Origin of the sequence: Bradyrhizobium sp. Pha-3 (assembly GCF_042258325.1) — a bacterium.
Classification (GTDB): Bacteria; Pseudomonadota; Alphaproteobacteria; order Rhizobiales; family Xanthobacteraceae; genus Bradyrhizobium; species Bradyrhizobium elkanii.
On the sequence record NZ_CP170151.1, the window covers coordinates 6070297 to 6094402 of the forward strand.

Genomic DNA, 24106 nt, shown 5'->3' on the forward strand with positions numbered 1-24106 from the left:
TCGCCTCAGCCATCCGTTTGACGCAGCGCGCGCCGCAGCCCTTCGTCGAGGCTGATCGGCTGCTGCCATCCGGTGCCCGCGATCTTGGAAAGATCAAGTTCGAGCGAGGCGAACAGGCTGTCATAGGCTTCCTTGCGGCCGCTGATCTCGAGCACCAGCTTCAACAGCGGCGCCGGCAGCCAGAACAGACGCGGCGAGGTATCCGCCGCCCGGGCCAGGCGCTCGACGAATTCCCGCGTCGAGACCTGCTCGCGGTCAGCCACCAGGAACACGTCGAAATCGCTTCCCGGGTGCGACAACCGATGCAAGATGAACGACGCAAGGTTTTCCGCCGACACGAACGCGCGGCGATTCTTCACATAGGCGAGCGGTAGCGGCATGCGATTGATCACGGCACGCTTGAGCAACGCGAAATTTCCCTTGGCGCCGGCGCCGTAGATCAGTGGCGGCCTGATGACGGTCACCCTCATGCCGCTGCCCGGCACAATTTCCTTCAAGCCAACCTCGGCGGCCGCCTTCGAGTTTCCGTAGAGGCCGCGCGGTGTCAGGACATCGTCCTCGCGAAACGGAGGACGCCCGTAATTGCTGCGGCCATGTACCAGGATCGTGCTGACGAAGATGAAATCGCGCACGCCGGCGGCGGCCGCGCAACGCGCCAGATGCAGCGTGCCCTCGATATTGACGTTGCGATAGAGCTCTATCGCCTGTTCGTCGGACTGCTGGTGAACGCGGGCCGCAAGATGAACAACGGCGTCCACGCCATCGAGCGCGGCGCTCCAATCGGTGACCGGGCTGAGCGAGCCGATCGTCACGTCGTTCGCATCCTGCGGCGCCGTTCGCACCGCGCGTCGCACCACCCAGCCGTTGCGCGCCAATACGGGCACCACGTGGCGGCCGACAAAGCCGCTGGCGCCCGTCACCAGAACCATCTGGCGACCGTCATTCATACCGTCCGCTCCACATCGCGATTGGATAGCAGCTCCTGGACCAGCGCAGCATAGCTCGCCAGCGCCCGCTCCGGACTGAAGGTCCGCGCGGTCGCGACTGCGCGCTCGGCCATCGCGGCGTCCTGCGATCGCGACGCCAGGCGGATGGCATCGGCGAGTTGATCGGGCCTTCCCGGCGTGACGACCCAGCCCAGCCGGTTTTCGCTGACGGTGAGCGCGGCCTCGGCCTCGGGCTCGGAGACGAGAATGACGGGCCGGCCGGCCGCGAGCAGATTGTAGAACCGGCTCGGCACCGACACGCCGGCGACGTCCTTGCGATAGGGAATGAGCCAGACGTCCGCGCTGGAGAGCAGCGCATCGAGTTCGCTGTCCGCGACGCGCTCGACCAGCGTGACGTTGGCAAGCCGCGCGGTGGCCTGCAGCTCCTTGAGCCGCGCGAAGCCGATGCCCCATCCCGAGAGCAGGAAATGGATCTCGCCTTCGTCACGCAGCAGCCGCGCGGCCTCGAACACGATGTCCGGATCGTGGGTGAAGCCGAGATTGCCGGACAGCCCGACGACGAAGCGGGCGGCGATGGCCTTGCGAAACGGATTGTCGGGGCTGACGGGACGGTTGCCGGGGTCGAGCGTGGCCCAGTTCGGGATGAACCTGATCTTGTCCTGAGTCATGCCGCCATATCGCAGCAGCAGCTTCTCGGCGTCGCGGCCGATCACGATGACAGTGTTCAGGGCCCGGAACATCAGCGCGTTGATCGCGCGCATCGCCCGCGCGACCAGCGAGGACGGCCGCAGCAGCCCGGCCATCACGAGCACATCGGGAAACAGGTCGTGCAGAATCAGCGCCGACTTGGCCCCCTTCAACCTTGCCGCGGCGGCAACCGCATAGGGCAGTGCGAAGGGAGCGGTCACCGTCAGCGCCACGTCGCCCCGCTTCAGGCGCGACAACAGCGCAAAAAAGATCCGGCCGGTGAACAGCGCCTCGGCCAGCGCGCGCTTGATCAGCGCCGCCTTTCCCGGCAGCCAGTTCCTGATCTCGACGACGGTGGGCCGCCCGGGCGCCGGCGCCCGCGCCGAGCCCGGCATCCCGGAGACCACCATCACCTCCGACTCCTGCGCGATCCGTTCGGCGATCGCAGACATGATCGCGGCGGTCGTGCTGTGGTCCGGCGGATAGTGCTGGCTGACGACCACGACTTTTCGAGAACTACGCATCAATGGCTTTCGAAACGGTCCTGTCTCGGCGTCCGCAGAACGGCGCGGTCAGGCGGCATTCGATCCGAACTCGGGCACGGCGTCCTGAAGGACGGCGCGGATGGTCACACGGTCATCTCTCTCGATCGCATCCTCCAGCGCCGCGAGCCACTTGCGCAGCGTCGACATCGGAGGCTGGTTCGGCTTGGCCGCCATGACGCCGGCGACGCCGATCTCGAGCGTCGGCTCCTGGCTTGCGAACAGGATCTCGTTGAGCCGCTCGCCGGGACGGATGCCGCTGAACACGATCTCGACGTCGACGCCGGGTTGCAGGCCCGACAGACGGATCATCCGCTCGGCGAGATCGACGATCTTCACCGGTTGCCCCATGTTCAGCACATAGACCGAGACGTCGGGCCGCGCCGGCGTCACGGCGTGCGTCGCTGCGGTGATCACGAGATCGCAGGCCTCGCGGATCGTCATGAAGTAGCGAACCATGTCCGGATGGGTCACCGTGATCGGTCCGCCGGCCTCGATCTGCGCCTTGAATTTCGGCACCACCGATCCATTGGACGCCAGCACATTGCCGAACCGCACCGAGATCAGCCGCATGTGCGGCTTGCCCCTTGCCTCGGTCATCAGGTCATGATCCAGCGCCTGACAATACATCTCGGCGAAGCGCTTGGTCAGGCCCAGCATCGACACCGGCTCGATCGCCTTGTCGGTCGAGATCATCACCATCGCGCTCGCGCCCGCGGCATGCGCGGCGTCGGCCACGTTCACCGACCCGAAGATGTTGGTCTTGACCCCTTCGCTCCAGTCGCGCTCCAGGATCGGCACGTGCTTGAGCGCCGCGGCATGGAACACGATGTCGGGCTTGAACTCGCTCATCAGCCGCGTGATGCGCTCGCGATCCCGGATATCGGCGATCCGGCCCTCGATCTCGGGACCGGAGTCGCGCGCGGACAACGCCTCGGTGACTGCATAGAGCGCCGGCTCCGAGTTCTCCACGACCAGGAGGCGCGCCGCGCCGAAGGTCGCGACCCGTTCGCAGATTTCGGCGCCGATCGAGCCGCCGCCGCCGGTCACGATGACGGACTTGCCCCTCACCAGCGTCTCGAGCCGCGCGTAGTCGATCTTCTGGCTCGGGCGCAGCAGCAGATCTTCGACCGCGACATTGGTGAGCCGTGGCGTATCGCCGCCCTCCAGCGACGGCAGCCGACTGACCATCACGCCGAGCCGCCTGGCGCGCATCAGCACGCTTTCCGGATGCGCTTCCGGCTCGAAGGCCGAGGGCATCATGACCACGCGCTTGATCGGCCGCTGGCGGCTCTCGAAGTCCCGAATCACGGCCTCGATGTCGTCGACGCCGCCGACCACGGGAATGTTGCGGATCATCTGGCCGCGGTCCGCGTCCGACGGCGAGAGCACGCCGACCGGCCACAGCCGCTTGATGGCGCCATTCTCGATGCCGCGCAGCACGACTTCGGCGTCGGCCGTACGTCCGACCAGCAGCGCGGGCGCGGCATTGTCGGATCGGGCATGCAGCCGCGTGCGCGAATAACGGAAATAGCGGTAGCCGAGGCGCAACGCGCTCAGCGCGAACACCTCGAGGAAGAAGAACAGGATGATCGTGACCCGGCCGAGGAACACCGGGCTTTGCGAATTCGTGCCGGTGAAGAAGTAGACGTAGTCCAGCACGACCAGTGCCAGCGTCAGCACGGCTGCAACCCGCAGGATATTCACCGCGTCCGGCAGCGAAGTGAAGCGCCATTTCGCCGTGGTCAGATTGGAGAAATAGGTGACGAAAACGCTGAACAGCACGAACCAGGGCAGGATGAACAGCAGATGCGGCAGTCGATCGGTAAGGAGGCTGCCCTCGAAACGCAGATAGAAGCTCCCCAGCAACGCAAACGTCGTCGCGAGCGCGTCATGCACCAAAATCAGGAAATTGCGCAGGGTGAATTGTGAAAGGCGCGTCATCTAACGGACGGGTTGCCGGCAACTGGGAGTTCGCGATGGGACATTGGCAGGCTGATAGCGTATCTGCAGAGCCCTTGCCAGCGATCATGGACGAGCAGGAGGTTCGGGTTCCATATCGGCCCCCAATTGCCCCTTCAACGCCATGCCGCCCGCAACTCCGACGCCCAGCACATACATCCAGCCCTCATGAAAGTCGAAGATGTGTGAATTAAACAACGAACTAGAAATATTCTGTACCACGACGAGAAGCCCGATCCAGTCGACGAGACCGTCGCCGCGGAACAGCAAAAGGTGCAGGAGCCACATCGCGTACAGTATCGCTACACCCAGAATGCCCCACTGCACGGCGACGTTCAACGTTTGATTGTGGGGGTTTCCGATCACTTCGCCGGAAGCCTGGGTCACGCCACCCTTTGCGACGCGCTCGAACAGGCCCCGCGTCGCGCCGGTGCCATGGCCGATCACCGGAGCCTCGGCGAAGAAGCCGAGCGACTTGCGCCAGAATTCGAGCCGCAAGCCGAGCGACGTCGGCTCGTTGCGCTCCATGTAGAGCTTGTAGTCGCGCTCGAACGACTCCGCCGTCGAGCGCAATTGCGGCGAGCCGTACCACGCCACCACGGCTAACGCGGCGGCCGCGCAAAGGATCAGGACGATGCTGCGCCAGCGCAGATGGAGCAGCGCAAAGACCGCGAACATGATCGGAACCGTCACCAATGCAGTGCGCGAAACCACGACCATCGCCATGTTGGCGAACAGGCTGAGCGCAATCACGATCAGCAACATGGCCGGCAGGATGCGCTTGGTCCGCAGCAGCATCACGATCGGATAGGCCAGAGCGACCGCGCACAACGTGAATTCCTGGCTCTGGTCGATGTAGTTCTTGACGAAGACGCCCTGCTCGCCAGGGGCGGGCGCCCTCAGCGCGAGGTGCGGATAGGCCAGCACCAGCCAGGACATCAGCATCAACAGCGTGCAGGAGACCAGGAAGGCGACAAACACCCAAGTCCCGCGGGCCGACCGCTGGAAATGATAGAGCAGGACCGGAAGCACGAGGAGCTTTGCGGTCGGCCCGACCGCGTAGAATCGCGCGCCCCAGGCCGCGTCCGACCAGAGCGTGCCGACAAGCGCGAGGCAAAACAACGCGATCGGCGCCAGGCAGATCGGCCGCTTCAGCAGCGCCCAGAACGCCTTCAGATCGACCGTCGGCGCAATCGCGATCAGCAGCACCACGCCGAAGATGCCGACCAGCGAGGTCGACCACGGCAGCGACAGCGCAATCAGGACCGCGACCACGTCGGTCGCGGTCTGCCAGCGCGCCGGATCGCGCCAGGCCGGACACGCCGCGGCACCTGCCGGGGATGCCATGCTTGCGCTCACGCCTTGCCCTCGCGCGCCCGTGCAACCAACGACGTCGTGCTGTGGCCGGCCAGGATCTCGACCAGCACCACCTCGCCGCCGGCGGCTTCGACGATCTCGTGGCCGACCACCTGCTCGCGGGTATAGTCGCCGCCCTTGACCAGCACGCTCGGCCGCACCTGCGTGATCAGATTGATCGGCGTGTCCTCCTCGAAGATCGCGACGAGGTCGACGGCTTCCAGCGCCGCCAGCACCTCGGCGCGGGCGCGCTCGTCCTGCACCGGACGTCCCTCGCCCTTCAGCCGCTTCACCGAGGTGTCGCTGTTCAGCCCGACGACCAGGCGGTCACAGGCGCCGCGCGCGGCGGTCAGCACCTTGACGTGGCCGGGATGCAGAATGTCGAAGCAGCCATTGGTGAAGCCGATGCGCAGATCCTGCCGGCGCCACTCCTCAAGATGTGCATCGATGTCGCCGCCGGCCGGGACGATCTTCTCCTCGGCCGCCAGCGAAGCGTGCGGCAGGATCCTTCGGCGCAATTCGGCGGACTTGACGATCGCGGTGCCGGTCTTGCCGACCGCAACCGCCGCCGCCGCGCTCGCGATCCGCAGCGCGCCTTCCCAATCGGCGCCACCCGCCAGCGCCAGCGCCAGCGCCGCGGCAACGGTATCGCCAGCGCCGGAGACGTCGCGCACCTTGACCGGCAGCGCCGGCACATGGATCGACTCGCCGCCCCGCGTCACCAGCGTCATGCCGCGCTCGCCCTGCGTCACCAGCATCGCCTCGCAATCCGCGAGATACATCGCATCGGGCGCGGCCTGCGCGATGCTGTCCTGGCTGTCGGCGCGGCTGCGGGTCGCCTCGGCGAATTCCTTGCGGTTCGGCGTCAGCACGGTCGCGCCGCGATAGATCGCGAGATTGGCGCTCTTGGGGTCGACGATGACGCGCTTTTGCGCCTGGCGCGCCGCGTCGATCACGTTGCGGATCACGCGCGCGGTGAGCACGCCCTTGGCGTAGTCCGACAGCAGCACGATGTCGGCCCGCGCAAGACGCGGCAGGATCGCGTCGATCAGCTGCTGCTCGATGGCCGGCGCGGCCGGCGCGGCGAGCTCCCAGTCGGAGCGCAGCATGTGGGTCGAGAATTGCTCGGAGACGAAGCGCACCTTGCGCGTGGTCGGACGCGCGGCGTCGCGCACCAGCACGGCCTCGATAGCGGCCTCCTTCGCCAGCGCCTCCGCCAGCACCGCGCCGGCGGCGTCCTCGCCGATCAGGCCGACGAAGATGCAGCGCCCGCCAAGCGCGGCGATGTTGCGCGCGACGTTGCCGGCGCCGCCGATATTGGTCTCGCTGCGCCTGACCGCGATCACCGGCGCCGGCGCCTCCGGCGAGATTCGCGACACCTCGCCATAGACGAACTCGTCGAGCATGAGATCGCCGACGCAGAGCACGGTCTGGCCGGACATTGCACGCGAGATCGCTTCAAAATCGAACATCAGTCACCGTCATCCGCACTAGCGATAGCGATCCGCTCGGTCGAGAAAGCCCGTCACATAGGCCCCGACTGCGTCTTCCAGGCGGGTGAAACCGCCATTGTATCCGGCGCGCCCGAGACGATCGACGACGCTCTGGGTGAAGTACTGGTAGCTGCCGCGAATCTGCTCGGGCATGTCGACATACTGGATGTTCGGCTCCAGCCCGAGCGCGCCATAGGCCGAGACGATCAGGTCCTTGAAGCTGCGCGCCTTGCCGGTACCGACATTGAACAGCCCGGAGACCCGCGGCGTCGCGATCAGCCACATCATCACCCGCACGACGTCGTCGACATAGATGAAGTCGCGGCGCTGATCGCCGTCGGCGATGCCCTCGCGATGCGACTTGAACAGCTGCACGACGCGGCCCGCCTTGATGTCGTCGAAGCGGCGCGCCAGCACGCTCATCATCGGGCCCTTGTGATATTCGTTGGGGCCGAACACGTTGAAAAATTTCAGCCCGGCCCATTGCGGCGGCAGACGCTCGCCCTTCGCCGCGCGCTCGGCGACCGCAAGGTCGAACAGGTTCTTGCTCCAGCCGTACAGGTTCATCGGCCGCAGCCGCTTCAGCGCCTCGACCGACGCGTCGTCGTCAAACCCACGTTCGCCGTCGCCATAGGTCGCGGCCGAGGAGGCATAGATGAACGGCGTGGCATTTGCCGTGCACCAGTCGAGCAGCCGCATCGAGAGACGGAAATTGGTCTCGATCACGAGATCGCCGTCGGTTGCCGTGGTCTCGGAGATGGCGCCGAGATGGATCACGGCGGTGAGCCGCCGCCCCTTCAGCCAGTCGCCAAGCTCGGCCGGCGGAACGACATCGGCAAGCTGGCGCTTGGCCAGGTTCCGCCACTTGCCGTCCTGCCCAAGCACGTCACAGACCGCAACGTCGCTGTGCCCGGCGTCGTTCAACGCGGCCACGACGTTCGATCCGATAAAACCGGCGCCCCCGGTTACCAGAAACATGATGAAATCCCGCCAGATTCCTTTGCAGCCATCAGCTTTGCCCCACTCCCGCGTCGCAGGCAACGACGGCTTTACCTCTCATCGCGAACCGGTTACCGACTTGGCCGCGCCCGATCGGTCCTGGCCTATTTAGAAATGAATATTGATTCAATATCTGATATCGAGACACAGGACACCGAGGATATCAGACCTATCCTCGTCGTGCCCTATGTTTGGATCGGCGATTTCGTGCGCGGCCACACCGTGGTCAGGGTGCTCAGCAAGCGCTGGCCGAACCGGCCGATCGACCTTCTGACATCCCGGCTTTGCGCCCCTCTGGTCGATTATATGCCCGATGTTCGCGCCGGGATCGTGTTCGACCTGCCGCGCAGCCGGCTGGCGCTGGCCCAGCAGCAGGCCCTCGCAGCCGAGCTTCGCAGCCGGAACTACGCCACCGCGCTGGTGCTGCCGCGGACCTGGAAGGCCGCCCTCGCGCCAGCGCTGGCGGGCATCCCGGAACGGGTCGGCTTCTTTGGCGAGGCGCGGTTCGGCCTGATCAACGCGATGCGATGGGGCGAAAAGCGGCAGCCGCGCTTCATCGACAAGAACGCGATCCTGGCGCTGCCTGACGGCGCCGCCCGCCCGCCGGAATGGCCGGTGCCGCAGCTCCGGGTTCCCGCGGACGACATCGAACGCTGGCGGCAGGCCAACGGCCTCGGCCGCGGGCCCGCCATCGCGCTCGGACCCGGCTCGGTCGGCGTCTCGAAACGCTGGACCTATTATCCGGAGGCCGCGCGGCTGTTCGCGGAACATGGTTTCGACGTCTGGGTGGTCGGCGGCCCCGGCGAGAAGACGCTGGCGCAGGAGATCACAGCAGTCGGCGGCGCGCGGGTCCGCGACCTCACCGGCACCGATCTGCGCAGCGGCATCCTTGCGATGGCCGCGGCCAGCGTCGCTGTGACCAACGACTCCGGGCTGATGCACATCGCCGCTGCAATCGGCACGCCGACCATGGGCATCTTCGGCCCGACCGATCCTTATCTCTGGGCGCCCCTCAACGGCCTCGCCGCGACGGTGCTGCAGACCAAAAGCAAGTTGTCGTGCCAGCCGTGCCAGCGCACGGTCTGCACCATGAACGACCATCGCTGCATGCGCGACATCGCCCCCGAAGAGGTCGTGGAGATTGCGCAGCGCGTGCTGGCTCAGGTCAGCGCGCGATAGACATTGGCGATCGCGCCCGCTTCCGCATCGAGGCTGAACTTATCCACAACTCGTTGGCGCGCCCGCGCCCCCATCGCCGCGGCCGCTGCCGGATCGCGCATCAACGGCTCCAGCGCGGCCACCAGCGCGTCGGCGTCGCCGGGTGGCGTCAGCACGCCGGTGACGCCGTCCTCGACCACGAACTCGGCCGCGCCCGCGCGCGCCGCCACCAGCGCCGCGCCCGCCGACATCGCCTCGATCAGGGTCAGGCCGAAACCTTCATTGCGCGAGGTGAAGGCGTAGATCGTCAGCCGCTGGTACCAGCGCACGACATCCTCGATCGGCAGTTCGCCCGTGATGACGATGCGCGATTGCAGGCCGGCGGCCTCGATCTTCCGCTTCAGCTCGTTGGCAAAGGCCAACTGCTCCGGCACCACGGCGCCGACGATGACGGCGGTGAAATCGGGATAGCGCGGCAGCAGCCTGCACATCGCCTCGACAAAGACGTCGCTGCCCTTCTGCGCGCGCACCCGCCCGAAGCAGCCGATCGCATGGCGTCCCGGCAGTCCGATCTCGGCGAAGGCTGCCGCGCGATCGGCGGGCGGCGCATAGCGATCGGTGTCGACGCCGTGCATCACCACCGTCGCGTCGCGCTTCAGATAGGAGGCCGACAGCGGACTGGTGGCGATGATCGCATCCATGTTGCGGATCAGCCAGCGCGTCAGCCAGGTGTGATGGCGCTGCGCCGCCGAGGTAAAGATCAGTTTCAGCGGCCAACCAAGCGCGCGCAGCACAAGCCCGACGATCATCTCGTCGTTGCGCCGCGCATGCCAGATCACGGGCCGCGCGCGCCGCCACAGGTGCAGGAGATCGGCAAATCCGATCGCGTCGATGCCGTCGGGCCGATGCGAGCCAAGCCAACCTGAGCGAAGCATCTTTGCAAGTTTCGGCGCGACCATGCGGTTGGTCGCGGTGACACCCGAATAGCGTCGGTGCAGATTGGGCACGATGAGCTCGAGCTCGCCGGCAGGTGTGTTCTCGATCGGCACGCAAGTCTCCGTTTCGTGCCAGTTCCTATACGCAACATTAAGCATAGTGGCCAGTTCGGCCGCGGCGAAACCCCCTCTTCACCGCACTCCCGCTAGCATCATCAGTTAAGAATATCGGGAGAGCTCTATCCATGACCGTGCTCGTGACCGGCGGTGCCGGCTATATCGGAAGTCACATGGTTCATGCGCTGGTCGATGCCGGCGAGAGCGTCGTCGTGATCGACAATCTCTCCACCGGCTTCTCCGCGTTCCTGCCCGAAGGCGTTCCGCTGTTCATCGGTGACGCCGGTGACGAGAACCTCGTCGAGGGCGTGATCGCCCAGCACGGCATCGACAGCATCATCCATTTCGCGGGCTCCGTCGTGGTGCCGGACTCGATGCGCGATCCGCTCGGCTACTACCGCAACAACACCATGACGACGCGCAGCCTGCTCAACGCCGCGGTGAAAGGCGGCGTCAGCCGCTTCATCTTCTCCTCGACCGCGGCCGTCTACGGCAACCCGGACCAGGTGCCGGTGCCGGAGATCGCACCGACCCGTCCGCTGTCGCCCTACGGCTCGTCGAAGCTGATGACCGAGATCATGCTGCACGACGTCGCGTCCGCTCATGGCATGAGCTACGCCGTGCTGCGCTACTTCAACGTCGCCGGCGCCGACCCGAAGGGCCGCGTCGGCCTGGCCACCATCGGCGCCACCCATCTGCTCAAGATCGCGGTCGAGGCCGCAACCGGCCAGCGCGCCAAGATCGACGTGTTCGGCACCGACTATCCGACCCAGGACGGCAGCTGCATCAGGGACTTCATCCATGTCAGCGACCTGGTCGAGGCGCATCGCTCGGCGCTGTCCTATCTGCGCGCCGGCGGGCAATCGGTGACGATGAATTGCGGTTATGGCCGCGGCTATTCCGTGCTCGAAACCATCGAGGCGGTGCGCCGGGTCTCGATGCGCAACTTCGCGGTCGCCTACGCCGCGCGCCGGCCCGGCGACATCATGACCATGGTGGCCGACACGACAAGGATCCGCTCGCTGCTCGACTGGACGCCGCGCTTCGACGATCTCGAGACCATCGCGAGCCACGCACTGGCCTGGGAGGAGAAGCTGTTCCGGGAGCGCGCCGGCTCCGCGCGACAGGCGGAATCGGCCTAAAAAACAAACCGTTATCAAGCAGTTATTGTGCTTGAAAAAGCCCCGCCAAGCGGGCAAGGAGGTCCCGCAACCCTGACGGCCGGCGCTGCCCGCCGTCAATGGAACGCGGATGGCCCAGTTTCCAAAGAAAATTACCGACGATCCCTATGGCGCGGCGATCCTGATTCGCCGCCTGGTCACGGAACAAGGGATTACCTATTGGCGCCGCTATCTGATGGCGTTCGCCCTGATGGCCGTTGCGGCCGGCTCGACGGCCGGCGCCACCTACGTGCTCGGCCAGGTGATCAACCAGGCCTATGTCGATAAGAACATCCCCGGCATCGCGATGTTCGCCGGGATCACGGTGGTGCTGCTGTTCATCAAGGGCGTGGCGACCTACGGCCACATGGTGATCCTGAACAAGATCTCCAACGCCATCCTCGCCAGCAACCAGCGGCAACTCTTCGTCAAGCTGATGAGCGAGAGCATCGGCTTCTTCTCGCAGCGGCACTCGTCGGAATTCCTGGCGCGGCTGACCGCCGGCGCCAAGTCGATCACCGACGTACTCAACATGCTGGTCAATGCGATCGGCCGCGACTTCCTGATGCTGATCAGCATGGTCGCCGTCATGGTCTGGCAGGACCCGCTGATGTCGTTCATCGGGCTCGTGGCAGTGCCGCCGGCGATGCTCATGCTGCGCAGGCTGGTGAAGCGGATCAAGGGGCTCGCCTACAACCAGTTCACCGGCACCGCCGACATCATGGAGACGATGCAGGAATCGCTGCAGGGCATCCGCACCGTGAAGGCGTTCACGCTGGAAGGCACCATGCAGCGGCGGATCGACGAGCACATCGCAACCGTCGAGAGCAATGCCAACAAGATGGCGCGCGTCGCCAACCGTTCCAATCCGCTGATGGAGATGCTCGGCGGCTTCGCGGTCGCCGGCTGCCTGATGTATGGCGGCTACAGCGTGGTGGCGCTCGGCTCCACGCCGGGCCAGTTCTTCACGTTCCTGACCGCCTTCCTGATGGCGACCGAGCCGGCCAAGCGGCTGGCGCGGCTCAACATCGACCTCAACAGCCAGCTGGTCGGCGCGCGGATGCTGCTCGAGGTGGTCGACAGCCCGGCGAGCGAACAGACCGATGACGACAAGCCGGCGCTGAAACTCTCCGACGCGCGGATCGAACTGCGCGACGCCAGCTTCGCCTATCGGCCCGGCGAGCCGGTGCTGAACCGCATGAGCTTTGTGGCCGAGCCCGGCAAGGTGACCGCGCTGGTCGGCCCCTCCGGCGGCGGCAAATCGACCGTGCTGGCCTTGCTGCTGCGCTTCTACGAGACGCGCGAGGGCGACATCCTGATCGACGGACAGCCGATCTCGTCGGTGTCGCGCAAGTCGCTGCGGCAGCAGACCGCCTATGTCGGGCAGGACGTCTATCTGTTCCGCGATACCATCCGTGCCAACATCGCCTTCGGCAAGCAGGGCGCCACCGAGCAAGAGATCGTCGACGCCGCCAAGGCCGCCTGCGCGCACGACTTCATCATGAGCTTCCCGCTCGGCTATGACACGCCGGTCGGCGAGCACGGCACCCAACTGTCCGGCGGGCAGCGCCAGCGCATCGCGGTCGCCCGCGCGCTGATCAAGAACGCGCCGATCATCCTGCTCGACGAGGCCACCGCCGCGCTCGACTCGGAGTCCGAGAAGCAGGTGCAGGAAGCGATCGAGCATCTCTGCCAGGGCCGCACCACGATCGTGATCGCGCACCGCCTGCACACCATCATGCATGCCGATGCGATCCTGGTGGTCGAGGGCGGCGAGATCGTCGAGCGCGGTCGGCACGAGGAGTTGCTGCGCCGCGGCGGCCGCTACGCCTCGTTCTTCCGCCTGCAGCATCACCATGACCCGTCGCCGCTGGCGCTGGCGCCGATCAGCGCCACGGGCTAGGGCCTCCTATCCTCTCGGGGCAATGCCTGCGCGGAGCACGCGCAGCACGTTGCCGCCCATGACCTTGCGGATGTCGTCCTCCGAGAACCCGCGCGACATCAGCGCCTGGGTCACGGCGACGATCTCGCCGGCATCGAAGCTCGTCGTGGTCGAGCCGTCGAAATCCGAGCCGAGGCCGACATGGTCGATCCCGACCAGGTCGCGGACATGGGCAATCGTCCGCGCCACATTGCTCGGATCGAGCGAGCAGACCGCGCCTTGCCAGAAACCGATACCGACCACGCCGCCGGTCCGCGCGACACCCCGGACTTCGTCGTCGGTGAGGTTGCGGTTGACCTTGCAGGTCGCCTGAACGCCGCCATGGCTTGAGACCACGGGGCGCGTCGCCATCGCCAGCACCTCGGCGACCGCCGCGTGGCTCGCATGCGCGAGGTCGACGATCATGCCCATCGCCTCCATCCGCTGCACCACCTGCCGGCCGAGCGGCGTCAGGCCGCCCTTCGCGACGCCATGCATCGAGCCAGCGACATCATTGTCGAAGAAGTGCGCGAGACCGGCCATTCTGAATCCGGCGGCGTAGAGCACGTCGAGATTGGCGATATTGCCCTCGATGTCCTGCAAACCCTCGATCGACAGCATGCCGCCAACCACCGTCGCGCCGCTCTTGCGGTCGGCGAGCAGGCGATCGAGGTCGGCCGGCGTCGCGATCAGGCGCAGCCGCCCGGCGGACTGCTCGGCGAAGCTCCGCAATTTCTCGGCATGCCACAGCGAGCGCTGCAGCAACGAGAACCACGTCCGCGGCGGCTGCAGATCGATGATGGCGAGGTTCGTGATGGTGTCGGTGTCGGCGCCGTTGGCCTCATAGTTCTGGCCCTTGGGTGACTTGGTGACCGACGAGAACACCTGCAGCGCGTAGTGTCCCTCGATCAGGCGCGGCAGATCGATATGGCCGCGATCGGATCGCGCGATCAGGTCACGCTTCCACAAGAGGCTGTCCGCATGCATGTCCGCCACGTCGAGCGTCGCCTGCAGGGCCGTTGCGGCGGGCGTGATATCCAGCGCCACGCGCTGGACCCTGTTCTGCGCCCGATCGATCCGCTCCGGGACGACCGTGAAAAACCGAACGGCGGCGGCGATCAGGGCCACGACGATCAGCACCAGGCCGATCGAAAGCCATTTCCTCATGGGCAGCACCGCCTTGGTCGACCAAAGGCGGCCGCGCTCGGCGGAAAGCTGGCCTCACCTCTGCGCCGGATGCAGCCGCGGCCACTAGCCCTGAGCGGCGTAAGCGCGTAAATACCGCCCGCGCTCCCTCCTTCAACCCTCCGGGACCCGTTCATGAACGCCGCATCCACCGTCATTCCGCTTCCCCCGCAGCCCTCGCTTCCCGTCGTCGGCGAATCCGGCACCTATCCGGTCCGCCGCATCTGGTGCGTTGGCCGCAACTATCTCGAGCATATCAGGGAGATGGGCAATGACGAGCGCGCGCCGCCGTTCTTCTTCGGCAAGCATGCCGACATGCTGGTGCCCGATGGCGCGACCATCCCCTATCCGCCGCTGACCAAGGACCTGCATCACGAGGTCGAGCTGGTGGTGGCGATGAAGAGCGGCGGGCTGAACATTCCCGCCGACAAGGCGCTCGAGCATGTCTACGGCTACGCCGTCGGCATCGACCTGACCCGCCGCGACCTGCAGATCGCCTCGCGCAAGAAGGAGCGGCCCTGGGAGATCGGCAAGTCGTTCGACTATTCCGCGCCCTGCTCGGCGATCCAGCCGGCCGCGAAGATCGGCCACCCGACCGCGGGCAAGATCTGGCTCACCGTCAACGGCAAGGAAGCGCAGAAGGGCGACCTCACCGAGCTGATCTGGAACGTGCCTGAAATCATCTGGCAGCTCTCGCAGCAGGTGAAGCTCGCCGCCGGCGACATCATCATGACCGGCACGCCCGCCGGCGTCTCGCAGCTGCAGGTGGGCGACAAGCTCGAATGCGGCGTCGACGGCGTCGGCAAGCTCGCGGTGACGATCGGCAAGCCGGAATAACCGCCTCAGGAACGAGGCCAGGCCCAAAGCCCCGGACCTCAGGTCCGGGGCTTTTTGCTGTGCGCGGTCAGCGCATCGTGCCGGGCATGCAGGGCGGCTCGTTGAAGGGGGCGGTCGCGAACGATCCAACCTTCGGCGCGCGCACGCAATCGGTGGTCTTGCTGCTGACCGTCGTTGTCGTCATCGAAGCATTGGCGCGCCGCACCGCAGCGTTGTTGCCGGCGGCGGACGCCTGCGTCGAACAGGCGGCTGCCGCAACCAGCGCAAGCGCTGCGAGGGTCAATTTGGTCATGGGATTTCTCCGTACGGTGGGTGAAGCCGACCTAGCTCGGCTCCTGTGATCAGGACCGCGCGCGCCTAGAAATTATTTCATCACACGCGATCACCGCACCGCGAGCGCCCGATCACATCAGATGGAGCGGGGAATACCAGAGCGACCGCAGTGCTCCTGTACGCGGAGGGCCCGACGAAATGCCCACCCTGCCCCTCAATCCCAGACGCCCGTGTGCAGCTCGCTTGCTCCTCGGCCTACTCGACGCTGTCGTAGCACGATTTGGATACCGTCTGCAGATTGCGGTCATCCCAGAACAGACGTTCGTCACCTCGATGTGGAATGACTTGGTCGTAGGCTAGCAGCACCGTATTCGACTGAATTCTGCCGCATGCCCTGCGCTGGCTTGTGTAGAGATCGCGCGGGAAGATGCGCAGGCGCAAGGCTCGCCGTTGCGCGAGTTTGTACCAGGCCTTCCACGGCGGCTGAGACATCAAAAGGGAAACCCGAACAGAGAGACTTTGGAGTAATCCGGGATGGCATCTGCCCTGCCACGTTTTCCCGATAAAGTCGCCGCGGCGGATATGGAGCTAAAATGGGAAAACAACGGCGCTCCGCCGCCTAGCTTGAAAGGGTTCCAGCAGCTCGTGAGCCCATTTGCGTGCCTAGAAAGGAATGGTTCCGATGACCGCATTCTACGGCGATAGCACCGATAACAGCGTCCTCTCTTCCGCCGGTTATGACGCGCTTTATGGCGGTCAAGGGAACGACACAATGGCAAGCAGCATTGCCGGCTACGATTATTGGGACGGCGGCCAGGGCGACGATCTCTTAACGGCGCAATGGAGCAGCATGGCCTACGGCGAGATGTATGGTGGCGGTGGCAACGACTGGATTCAGGGCGGCAACACCGTCAGCATGTCGTATGAGTATGGCGGCAACGGTGACGACTATATTCAGGATGGCGGCACGCTGACAACCCAGTTCCATTACATTGACGGGGGTGTCGGGCGCGACGCTCTATATGGCTCGGCTGGCAGTGATACGATTTATGGCGGCGAGGGCAACGACAGCGGGCCGAACATCTTAGTAGCCTCCGGCGTCTCTGTGGCGCCGGGTCTCTACGGCGGCGGCGGCAACGACATTCTGGTTGGAGAGGACGGCAACGACCTGCTCTTTGGTGGCGACAATAACGATGTACTGTTCGGAGGCATTGGCAACGACACAGCATACGGGGGTAACGGCAACGATACGCTGAGCGGAAATGAGGGGATCGATCTGCAGATTGGCGATGCCGGCGACGACTGGATCTACATGAGCGTCGGCGATGGCAGTACCGCCTACGGCGGAGCTGGCAACGATGTCATCGTCGCCAACGGCCGCGCGGTGATGATCGGCGACGACGGCAACGATGTCTTATACGGGCTAGCCGGCAACGACTATTGCTACGGCGGCAATGGCAACGACACCATGTACGGCGGCGACGGCGTTGACGTTCTAATCGGTGGTGCCGGCAACGACTATTTCGACGGCGGCTCTGGCGTGAACTACTATTTTGGCGGTGGCGGCAACAACACCTTCGTCTCCAACGCTGTGCCGAGTGTCACAGTGATTCAGGACTTTAACTCAACCACGGACACCGTGCAGCTCCATGACAGTGGCTTCAGTTCGTTCTCCGACGTGCTGTCGCACTCCTATCAAAACGGCGCTTACTTCGTCATTCAAGTCGACAGCGACACTGCGGTCTGGCTAAACGGCGCGACTGCGGGCTCGGTCACAGCGGCGAATTTCAGCCTGTAGCTGCGTTTCGGTCAAGCGGCGCGTCGCCAAGAGCCATTGCCGAAAGGAAGGGCCGACCGTCTTGACGGTCGGCCCAAGGTCGAGGCGCGCTGCGCGCGGCCACCTGAATCAGGCTCTGCGCTTTTAGTCGGGCTGCCTCGAATGCACCGCACGGCGAATTAGACGATCAGATCGATTTGCGTCTCGGTCAATCCGCTTACCTTGACGCCGCGCTTTCCATCCTCGACGTCGACAGTCTTCGACGACCCGCCTTACGACTTGGCTCGGTTGCGATTATGTGCCCGGCAATGGTGACAGCTTGTTTCGCTTAGGCGGCGGCCCAGCAGCCGCGCGCCTACGCGTCAAACGAAACCGCGAGCAGGCCGTGGTCGGCGCCGGTCGGCCATCGCCAGCCGCGCGCCGCCGATGTTCCGGCGACGACATCGACATCGCAGCAGGTCATCGATCAGGAGGACGCGCTTGTCGACCGCAAGATCAAGGGCATTTGCCGGGGCTGCTAGAGCATGATCCGGAAAAGTGCGAAGCGGTTTTCCGGAGGAGATCATGCTCAAAGACAAAGAGCCACATTTCGGTCTAGCCGGCGGCGGATCTTACTGCCGTTCGGCGATCTGCGACGTGGCCGGCCCGAAATGCGTCTTCTCGTACTCGAGCCACAGCTCGAGCAGCGCCATGAAGGCCACCACCGCGCCGGCGGCGATGGCAAAATGCATCGCGCGGGTATGCGCGAAGCCGAGCAGCCAGGGCGAGACGATCAGCCAGCACCCGACTACCAGGTTGATCCATTCTTCCCAGATCGAGAACGCGACGATCGCCGCCAGCGACATGATCGCGATCGCCGCGCCGCTGATCCTGAGATCGATCGCCGCGGTCGGATTGGCCTGCACGAACAGCCACGGCGCGGCGAGCAGGAAGATCGCTGCGACGAGGTTATAGAGATCGAGCGCCGATTCTTTTCGCCATTTCATCATCTGCTGCTCCATTGCTGTCTCAAGCCCGACGTTGATGCGCGCCGGCCGCATTGATGTCCTTGCCAGTGAAGTCGGTCATCAGCGCGGTCGCGACCAGCGTGATGACGGCGCAGATCGCGATGTAAACCGCGATCGCGACCCACGAATGATAGGTACCGAACAGCCACGCCGCGATCAGCGGCGCGGGACCGCCGGCGATGACGGATGCGAGCTGGTAGCCGAGCGAGGCGCCGCTGTAGCGCAGCCGTCCGGTAAAGCTTTCGGCGATCAGGGCGGCCTGCGGCCCGTACTGCATGTCGTGCGGAATGAGCGAGAGAACGATCGCGAGGAAGATGATCGACGCCGATCCGGTGTTGAGCATCGCGAAGTAGATGAAGCCGAAGATGCCGGTCACCAACGCGCCGATCATGTACATGTTCTTGCGGCCGATCTGGTCCGACAGGTGACCGAACACCGGGATCGAGACGAACGACAGCACCGAGGCCGCGAGCACCGCGGTGAGCAGGAAATCGCGCGAGACGTGCAGCGTGCCGGTACCGTAGGAAAACACGAAGGCGGTGAAGATGTAGAACGGCGCCTGCTCGGACATCCGCGCGAAGGCGGACAGCAGGATCTCCTTCGGATGGTCGCGGATCACCGTCAGCATCGGCGTGCGGTCGAGCTGACGCTCGGCCAGCAGCTTGCTGAACACAGGCGTTTCCAGAATGCCGAGCCGGATGTAGAGGCCGACGCCGACCAGGACGATGCTGAGCGCGAACGGAACGCGCCAGCCCCACGACAGGAACTGGTCACCCGACATCTGGCTGAAGGCCAGCACGGCAAGATTGGCGAGGAACAGCCCGCAGGGCACGCCGAATTGCGGCCACGACGCGATCAGGCCGCGGGAGCGATCGTTGCGCGCCCATTCCATCGACATCAGCACCGAGCCGCCCCATTCGCCGCCGACGCCGACGCCCTGGATGAAGCGCAGCACGGTCAGGATCACCGCGCCCCAGATGCCGATGCTGGAATAGGTCGGCACCAATGCGACCGCCGCGGTCGCGAGGCCCATCAACAGCAGCGTCGCGATCAGCGTCGACTTGCGGCCGATGCGGTCGCCATAGTGCCCGAAGATCGCAGCCCCGATCGGCCGCGCGACGAAGCCGACCGCATAGATGGCGAAGGCCTCGAGCGTGCCGACCCAGGGATCGGAATGCGGAAAGAACAGCTTTGCGATAACCAGGCCGGTGACGGTGCTGTAGAGGAAGAAGTCATACCACTCGATCGCGGTCCCGACGGTGGAGGCGATCACCGCACGGCGCATCTGCAGCTGGTGCTCGGATGGTGTGAGCTGGTTGGCGTCGAGGCCGGGGGTTGGACGAAGCGTTGGGCCAAACATTGCCATGGGGTGTCTCCCTCGCAGGCCCCCGGACGGATATTGACTGTGGTTCGTTTGAGTACGAACGATAACGCGCCCCGGAAAGTTCCACCGGAACGGACCGTCGAGGCTTGAACTTTAGTCGGCCACGGCGAGCGGCAATCGCAACAGTCCGGTACGCCGAAGGCGTCGTCCGCCTCCCGCACCGAGTGGCGGACCGTGCTTCGCACATGGCCGCAGGATGCGCCCGGCAGCCGCTGGGCGGCTCCGTCAATCTGCCGCGCTTCGTCTCATGACAGCCCAAGGGCGCGCCCGTCGCTGCGCGGATCATGCGCCCCGGTGATGCTTCCGTCGGCGTCGATCCGGATCGCACCCGGATGTCCCGCGAGCGGGCTCTGGGCTGGTATCGGACTTATTTCGTGGCCTCGTCCGGCGAGCGCCTTGAAGACCTCTTCACCGGCATCCTTCTCCAGCTTCAGGCTGTCGCGCGCATCGGAGAACGTCTTGCCGAGCAGGAAGCGCGGTCGCGACAGCGCGATGAGCGGATCCATGTTGTAGTCGATCAGCCTGGTCAGCACCGCCGCGAGCGTCTGCGGCTGGCCATCGGCTCCCTGTGTGCCGTACAGCAGATGCGGCCGTCCGCCCTTGAGATAGATACCCGGATTGAGCGTGTGGAACGGCCGCTTGCCCGGCTTGAGGCAGTTGGGGCTGGCCGGGTCGAGATTGAACGACGCACCGCGGTTGTGCCAGATGATGCCGGTGTCGCCGGCCACCATGCCGCTTCCCCAATCGTAGTAGACGGTTTGCAGCATGCTGACGCAATTGCCGTCCCGGTCGGTCGCGGCGAGATAAACCGTGTCGCCCTTCTTGAACACGTGCGGCCACGGCATCGCCTTCTCGAGGCTGATCGCCTTCGCGCGCGCGTCGAGGTAGCTCGCCGAGAGCAGCTGATTGACCGGAACGTCGACGAATTCCGGATCGCCGATGTAGCGGCCGCGGTCGATGAAGGCCTGCTTCACCGCTTCGACCAGCAGGTGATAGTAGTCCGCGCTCCCTTCCGGATATTTCGCGAGCTCGAAGCGGTCGAGGATACCCATGATCTCGAGCGTCGTGAGAGCCTGCGTCGGCGGGCGCAGCCCGAGCAGCTCGCCACCGCGATAGCCGACGCGCAACGGCGTCTCGTCGCGCGCGCGGCAGCGCGCCAGATCGTCGGCGGTCAGCGGCGAGCCGATCTGCTTCAGTCCGGCCGCAATGCGCGCGGCGAGCTTTCCTTCGTAGAAATCACGCCCGCCATTTGCGGCCAGCATCTCCAGCGATTTCGCGAGTTCAGGCTGGACCAGCGGCTCGCCGATTTCAGGCATCCGGCCGGCGGGCATGAAGATGCGCTGGATGTCGGGCCAGTCCTTCAGGTTCTTCGCTTCCATGTCCTGCCAGAAGCGCTGCGACGGCGTGACCGGGAAGCCCTTGCTGGCGTATTCGATCGGGCGCGCGAACAGCGACGCCCAGCTCTGCTTTCCGGACCAGGACTTGCGGCTGAAATCGAACGCCTGGTCCCAGACGTCGACGGTCGTGGCCGCGGTCAGCGCCGACCCCGGCCCCCGGATCGGGACCGAGCCGCTGTAGTTCGGCAGGTTGAGCGCGGCCTGACCTGTGCCGGACAGCGTCCGCACATTTCCCTTGCGGTCACTAATCACCATGAAGCTGTCGCCGCCGAGGCCGCTGAAATGCGGATAGGTCACGCACAGCGTGGCACCGATGGCGATGACCGCCTCGATCGCATTGCCGCCCTTGCGCAGCACCTCTAGTCCCGCCTGCGTGGCGAGTTCGTGCGGGCTCGTCACCATGCCGGTCTTCGATCGCGCCAGCGCGCCCGTATTGTCGAGGGCCCAGAGTGGTCGCGGCGCCGCCGCGGCGACCGCCGTGAGCATGGACCCGACCAGCAACTCCCTGCGCGACATGCCAAGATTGGCCATTCGGCTTCCCTCCCCGTTTCCTCGTTGTGTCGATTTTGTGCGATCGCGGGCTGCGGACACCGCGACGTCCAAATCCCCGAAGGACCGCCACTGGCATTTGGCATACCAAGATTGAAGAAAATTCTTACTTCGGTCAAGCCTGTTGAGAAGGCGCGAGCGAGGTCGGGTTCGTGCTCCTGCCAGAAGCAGGAGGTAGCCAGACCGATGCGGGGCAGCGCGCGGCGCGGAGGATCGCGCCGCGCCGACGCGCCGAGCTCTAAGCCCGGTCGCTGCGGCGGTACGGCACGTAGCGCGGCGTCCAGACCTTGGCGTGAATCCGCGCCTCGACCTGGTCGATCGGAACGTCCCTCGCCAATCCCTCCTTGTGGGCCTGCAGCGCGACCGCAAGCGCCACGGTCTGCGAGACGTCGCGCAAGGCGCTGACCGGCGGCAGCAGATTGTGCTTCGGGTTGTCGCGCGCCGGCGAGACGCTGGCCAGCGCCTTGGCGGCGGCCATGAACATGCCGTCGCTGACCCGGCTGGCACCGACCGCGAGCGCGCCGACGCCGACACCCGGGAAGATGTAGGAGTTGTTGGTCTGGTCGACCTTGAAGCGCGCGCCGTCGCGCATGATCGGCGGGAACGGGCTGCCGACGCCGATCAGCGCCCGCCCTTCCGTCCACGCCTCGATATCGACCGGCGTCGCTTCCTCGCGCGAGGTCGGATTGGACAGCGGGAAGATCACCGGCCGCTTGTTGCATTCGGCCATCGCGCGGACGATCGGTTCGGAAAACGCGCCGGCCTGGCCGGAGACGCCGATCAGCACGGTCGGCCTGGCGTTGCGCACGACGTCGAGCAGCGCGATCTTGTCGGGATGGTTGAGCTGCCAGCCCGCGATCGCCTGCCTGTTCTGCACGAACGGCAGTTGGAACGGGGCGAGCCCGCTCATGCCCTCAAGCAGCAGCCCGTCGCGGTCGACCATGAAGAAGCGCTTCGCCGCCTCGCTCTCCGGCAGGCCGGCATCGACCATCGCGGCGCGGATCAGGCTGGCGATGCCGCAACCGGCCGAGCCCGCGCCGAGCACGGCGACGCGCTGCTCGGTGAGCGGCACGCCGGTGACGTTGATGGCGGAGAGCAAGGCGCCGGTCGCCACCGCCGCGGTGCCCTGAATGTCGTCGTTGAAGGTCAAGAGCCGGTCGCGATAACGCTCGAGCATGCGCGTCGCGTTGTTCTTGGCGAAATCCTCCCATTGCAGCAGGACGCGCGGCCAGCGCTTCACCACCGCCGAGACGAACGCCTCGATGAAGTCGTCATAGGCCTGGCCGCGGACGCGCTCGTTGCGCCAGCCGATATAGAGCGGATCGGCGAGGCAATCGGGATTGTCGGTGCCGACGTCGAGCATGATCGGCAGGGTCGTCGCCGGATGCAGGCCGCCGCAGCCGGTGTAGAGCGCGAGCTTGCCGATCGGGATGCCCATGCCGCCGGCGCCCTGGTCGCCGAGGCCGAGGATGCGCTCGCCGTCAGTGACGACGATCGCCTCGACGTGATCGAAGCGCGGATGCGCGAAAATGCGGTCGATCCGGTGCTGATGCGGGATACTGAGGAACAGCCCGCGCGGCTTGCGGAACAGCCGACTGAATTTTTGGCAGCCCTCGCCGACGGTCGGCGTGTAGACGATCGGCAACAGCTCTTCCAGGTTGCCGACCAGGAGCGCGTAGAACAGCGTCTCGTTGGTGTCCTGCAGCTCGCGCAGAAAGGCATAGCGCTCGATATCGGTCTCAAAGCCGCGCAGCGCCTCGAGGCGGCGCGAGACCTGCTCGTCCAGCGTCAGGATATTGGGCGGCAGCAGGCCGTGCAGGTCGAACGCCTCGCGCTCGGCCTCGGAGAACGCGGTGCCCTTGTTCAGCTGCGGATCGGCCAGCAGCTCGTAGCCGCTCAGCGCAGTGGTCGCAAAAGCTCCTGATGACTCCGACATGACAAGGTCCCCTCAATGCGAAACGCCAGAAGGGACGTTATCACGCCCGTGTAACGGATCGGAGCGCGAAGGCGCTGCGCCGCGCAAAGTTGAACGGCCCCGACGCTGCGGCTCCGCCTTCGGACCGACACCAAACATACCTTGGTATAGCCCGCCTGATTCCTTGTGATGGCCCGTGCTTACGCCCGTACAGTTGAGTGATCGCGAGAGATTTTTACACTCGCGATCGCTCCAACGTGATCAGGATCACGGCTCGGAGCCGTCAATCGCAAGACTGTCACGGGTAGCAGGTGTCGACTGGAACGCGGGTTTCGAGGAACACTCAGATGATCGTCAACATTCAGAAGCTGAACGGCCTGTGGCACCTCATCGTCGGGTCGTGCAAGATCCGAACTCCGTTCCTGGAGACGCAGGACCGGGAGTGGGTCGTCGCGTACGCCCGGCGAATCTACCCCGGCGCCAAGGTTTTCGAACGCGACTGATG

General features: G+C 65.5%; 19 protein-coding genes. 6 read left to right on the plus strand and 13 right to left on the minus strand.

Annotated features, from left to right (window positions below; translation table 11 throughout):
* Positions 1–5 precede the first annotated feature (5 nt).
* The 6 genes from ACE10X_RS28905 to rfaD form a co-directional block, all read right to left on the minus strand.
* A complete protein-coding gene (locus ACE10X_RS28905; RefSeq protein ID WP_375763208.1) occupies positions 6–947 on the minus strand; it encodes an NAD-dependent epimerase/dehydratase family protein in 942 nt (313 codons plus the stop codon).
* Positions 944–2158 carry a glycosyltransferase family 4 protein gene (locus ACE10X_RS28910; protein ID WP_304557749.1) on the minus strand — a complete coding sequence of 405 codons (1215 nt, stop codon included), beginning with the start codon at positions 2156–2158 and terminating at the stop codon, positions 944–946. The genes ACE10X_RS28905 and ACE10X_RS28910 overlap by 4 nt, the downstream gene beginning before the upstream one ends.
* 48 nt (positions 2159–2206) lie before the next feature.
* Positions 2207–4120 carry an SDR family NAD(P)-dependent oxidoreductase gene (locus tag ACE10X_RS28915; protein WP_375763209.1) on the minus strand — a complete coding sequence of 638 codons (1914 nt, stop codon included), beginning with the start codon at positions 4118–4120 and terminating at the stop codon, positions 2207–2209.
* Between the two features lie 84 nt (positions 4121–4204).
* A complete protein-coding gene (locus ACE10X_RS28920) occupies positions 4205–5485 on the minus strand; it encodes an O-antigen ligase (protein ID WP_038385552.1) in 1281 nt (426 codons plus the stop codon).
* Positions 5486–5493: 8 nt separating this feature from the next.
* Entirely contained in the window at positions 5494–6966 is a 1473-nt protein-coding gene (gene rfaE1, locus ACE10X_RS28925) for a D-glycero-beta-D-manno-heptose-7-phosphate kinase (protein ID WP_038385553.1), read from the minus strand.
* An 18-nt stretch (positions 6967–6984) separates the two neighbouring features.
* Complete coding sequence (rfaD, locus tag ACE10X_RS28930; protein WP_038385554.1) at positions 6985–7965, minus strand: ADP-glyceromanno-heptose 6-epimerase; 981 nt, start codon at positions 7963–7965, stop codon at positions 6985–6987.
* A gap of 135 nt (positions 7966–8100) precedes the next feature.
* On the opposite strand from rfaD, the gene waaF reads away from it, so the two are divergent.
* A complete protein-coding gene (waaF, locus tag ACE10X_RS28935) occupies positions 8101–9165 on the plus strand; it encodes a lipopolysaccharide heptosyltransferase II (protein ID WP_038385555.1) in 1065 nt (354 codons plus the stop codon).
* On the opposite strand, the gene ACE10X_RS28940 is transcribed toward waaF, so the two are convergent.
* Positions 9147–10187, minus strand: coding sequence for a glycosyltransferase family 4 protein (locus tag ACE10X_RS28940; protein WP_038385568.1), 1041 nt, complete (start codon positions 10185–10187; stop codon positions 9147–9149). The genes waaF and ACE10X_RS28940 overlap by 19 nt on opposite strands.
* Positions 10188–10324: 137 nt before the next feature.
* Between ACE10X_RS28940 and galE the strand changes: the two genes are divergently transcribed.
* Positions 10325–11338 carry a UDP-glucose 4-epimerase GalE gene (galE, locus tag ACE10X_RS28945; RefSeq protein ID WP_375763210.1) on the plus strand — a complete coding sequence of 338 codons (1014 nt, stop codon included), beginning with the start codon at positions 10325–10327 and terminating at the stop codon, positions 11336–11338.
* A gap of 109 nt (positions 11339–11447) precedes the next feature.
* Positions 11448–13259, plus strand: coding sequence for an ABC transporter ATP-binding protein (locus tag ACE10X_RS28950; RefSeq protein ID WP_375763211.1), 1812 nt, complete (start codon positions 11448–11450; stop codon positions 13257–13259).
* 6 nt (positions 13260–13265) lie between these two features.
* Here the strand turns inward: ACE10X_RS28950 and ACE10X_RS28955 are convergent, their stop codons facing one another.
* Positions 13266–14444, minus strand: a complete 1179-nt coding sequence (locus tag ACE10X_RS28955) for a dipeptidase (RefSeq protein ID WP_375763212.1) — start codon at positions 14442–14444, stop codon at positions 13266–13268.
* A gap of 153 nt (positions 14445–14597) precedes the next feature.
* Here ACE10X_RS28955 and ACE10X_RS28960 point away from each other — a divergent pair, with 153 nt between their 5' ends.
* Positions 14598–15299, plus strand: coding sequence for a fumarylacetoacetate hydrolase family protein (locus ACE10X_RS28960; protein WP_028341609.1), 702 nt, complete (start codon positions 14598–14600; stop codon positions 15297–15299).
* 67 nt (positions 15300–15366) lie between these two features.
* On the opposite strand, the gene ACE10X_RS28965 is transcribed toward ACE10X_RS28960, so the two are convergent.
* A complete protein-coding gene (locus ACE10X_RS28965; protein ID WP_038385559.1) occupies positions 15367–15591 on the minus strand; it encodes a hypothetical protein in 225 nt (74 codons plus the stop codon).
* Between the two features lie 663 nt (positions 15592–16254).
* Between ACE10X_RS28965 and ACE10X_RS28970 the strand changes: the two genes are divergently transcribed.
* A complete protein-coding gene (locus tag ACE10X_RS28970; RefSeq protein WP_375763213.1) occupies positions 16255–17370 on the plus strand; it encodes a calcium-binding protein in 1116 nt (371 codons plus the stop codon).
* Between the two features lie 590 nt (positions 17371–17960).
* Here ACE10X_RS28970 and ACE10X_RS28975 read toward each other — a convergent pair.
* The 4 genes from ACE10X_RS28975 to ACE10X_RS28990 all read right to left on the minus strand — a co-directional run bounded on the left by ACE10X_RS28975 (position 17961) and on the right by ACE10X_RS28990 (position 23622).
* Complete coding sequence (locus ACE10X_RS28975) at positions 17961–18338, minus strand: SPW repeat protein (protein ID WP_375763214.1); 378 nt, start codon at positions 18336–18338, stop codon at positions 17961–17963.
* 19 nt (positions 18339–18357) lie between these two features.
* The gene (locus ACE10X_RS28980; protein ID WP_375763215.1) at positions 18358–19722 is read right to left on the minus strand and encodes an MFS transporter; all 1365 of its coding nucleotides are present in this window, start codon (positions 19720–19722) and stop codon (positions 18358–18360) included.
* A gap of 263 nt (positions 19723–19985) precedes the next feature.
* Positions 19986–21668: a gamma-glutamyltransferase gene (gene ggt, locus ACE10X_RS28985; protein ID WP_375763216.1), complete on the minus strand. Its 1683-nt coding sequence runs from the start codon at positions 21666–21668 to the stop codon at positions 19986–19988.
* 256 nt (positions 21669–21924) lie between these two features.
* Entirely contained in the window at positions 21925–23622 is a 1698-nt protein-coding gene (locus ACE10X_RS28990; RefSeq protein ID WP_375763217.1) for an NAD-dependent malic enzyme, read from the minus strand.
* A gap of 326 nt (positions 23623–23948) precedes the next feature.
* On the opposite strand from ACE10X_RS28990, the gene ACE10X_RS28995 reads away from it, so the two are divergent.
* Positions 23949–24104, plus strand: a complete 156-nt coding sequence (locus ACE10X_RS28995) for a hypothetical protein (RefSeq protein ID WP_016843659.1) — start codon at positions 23949–23951, stop codon at positions 24102–24104.
* Positions 24105–24106 lie beyond the last annotated feature (2 nt).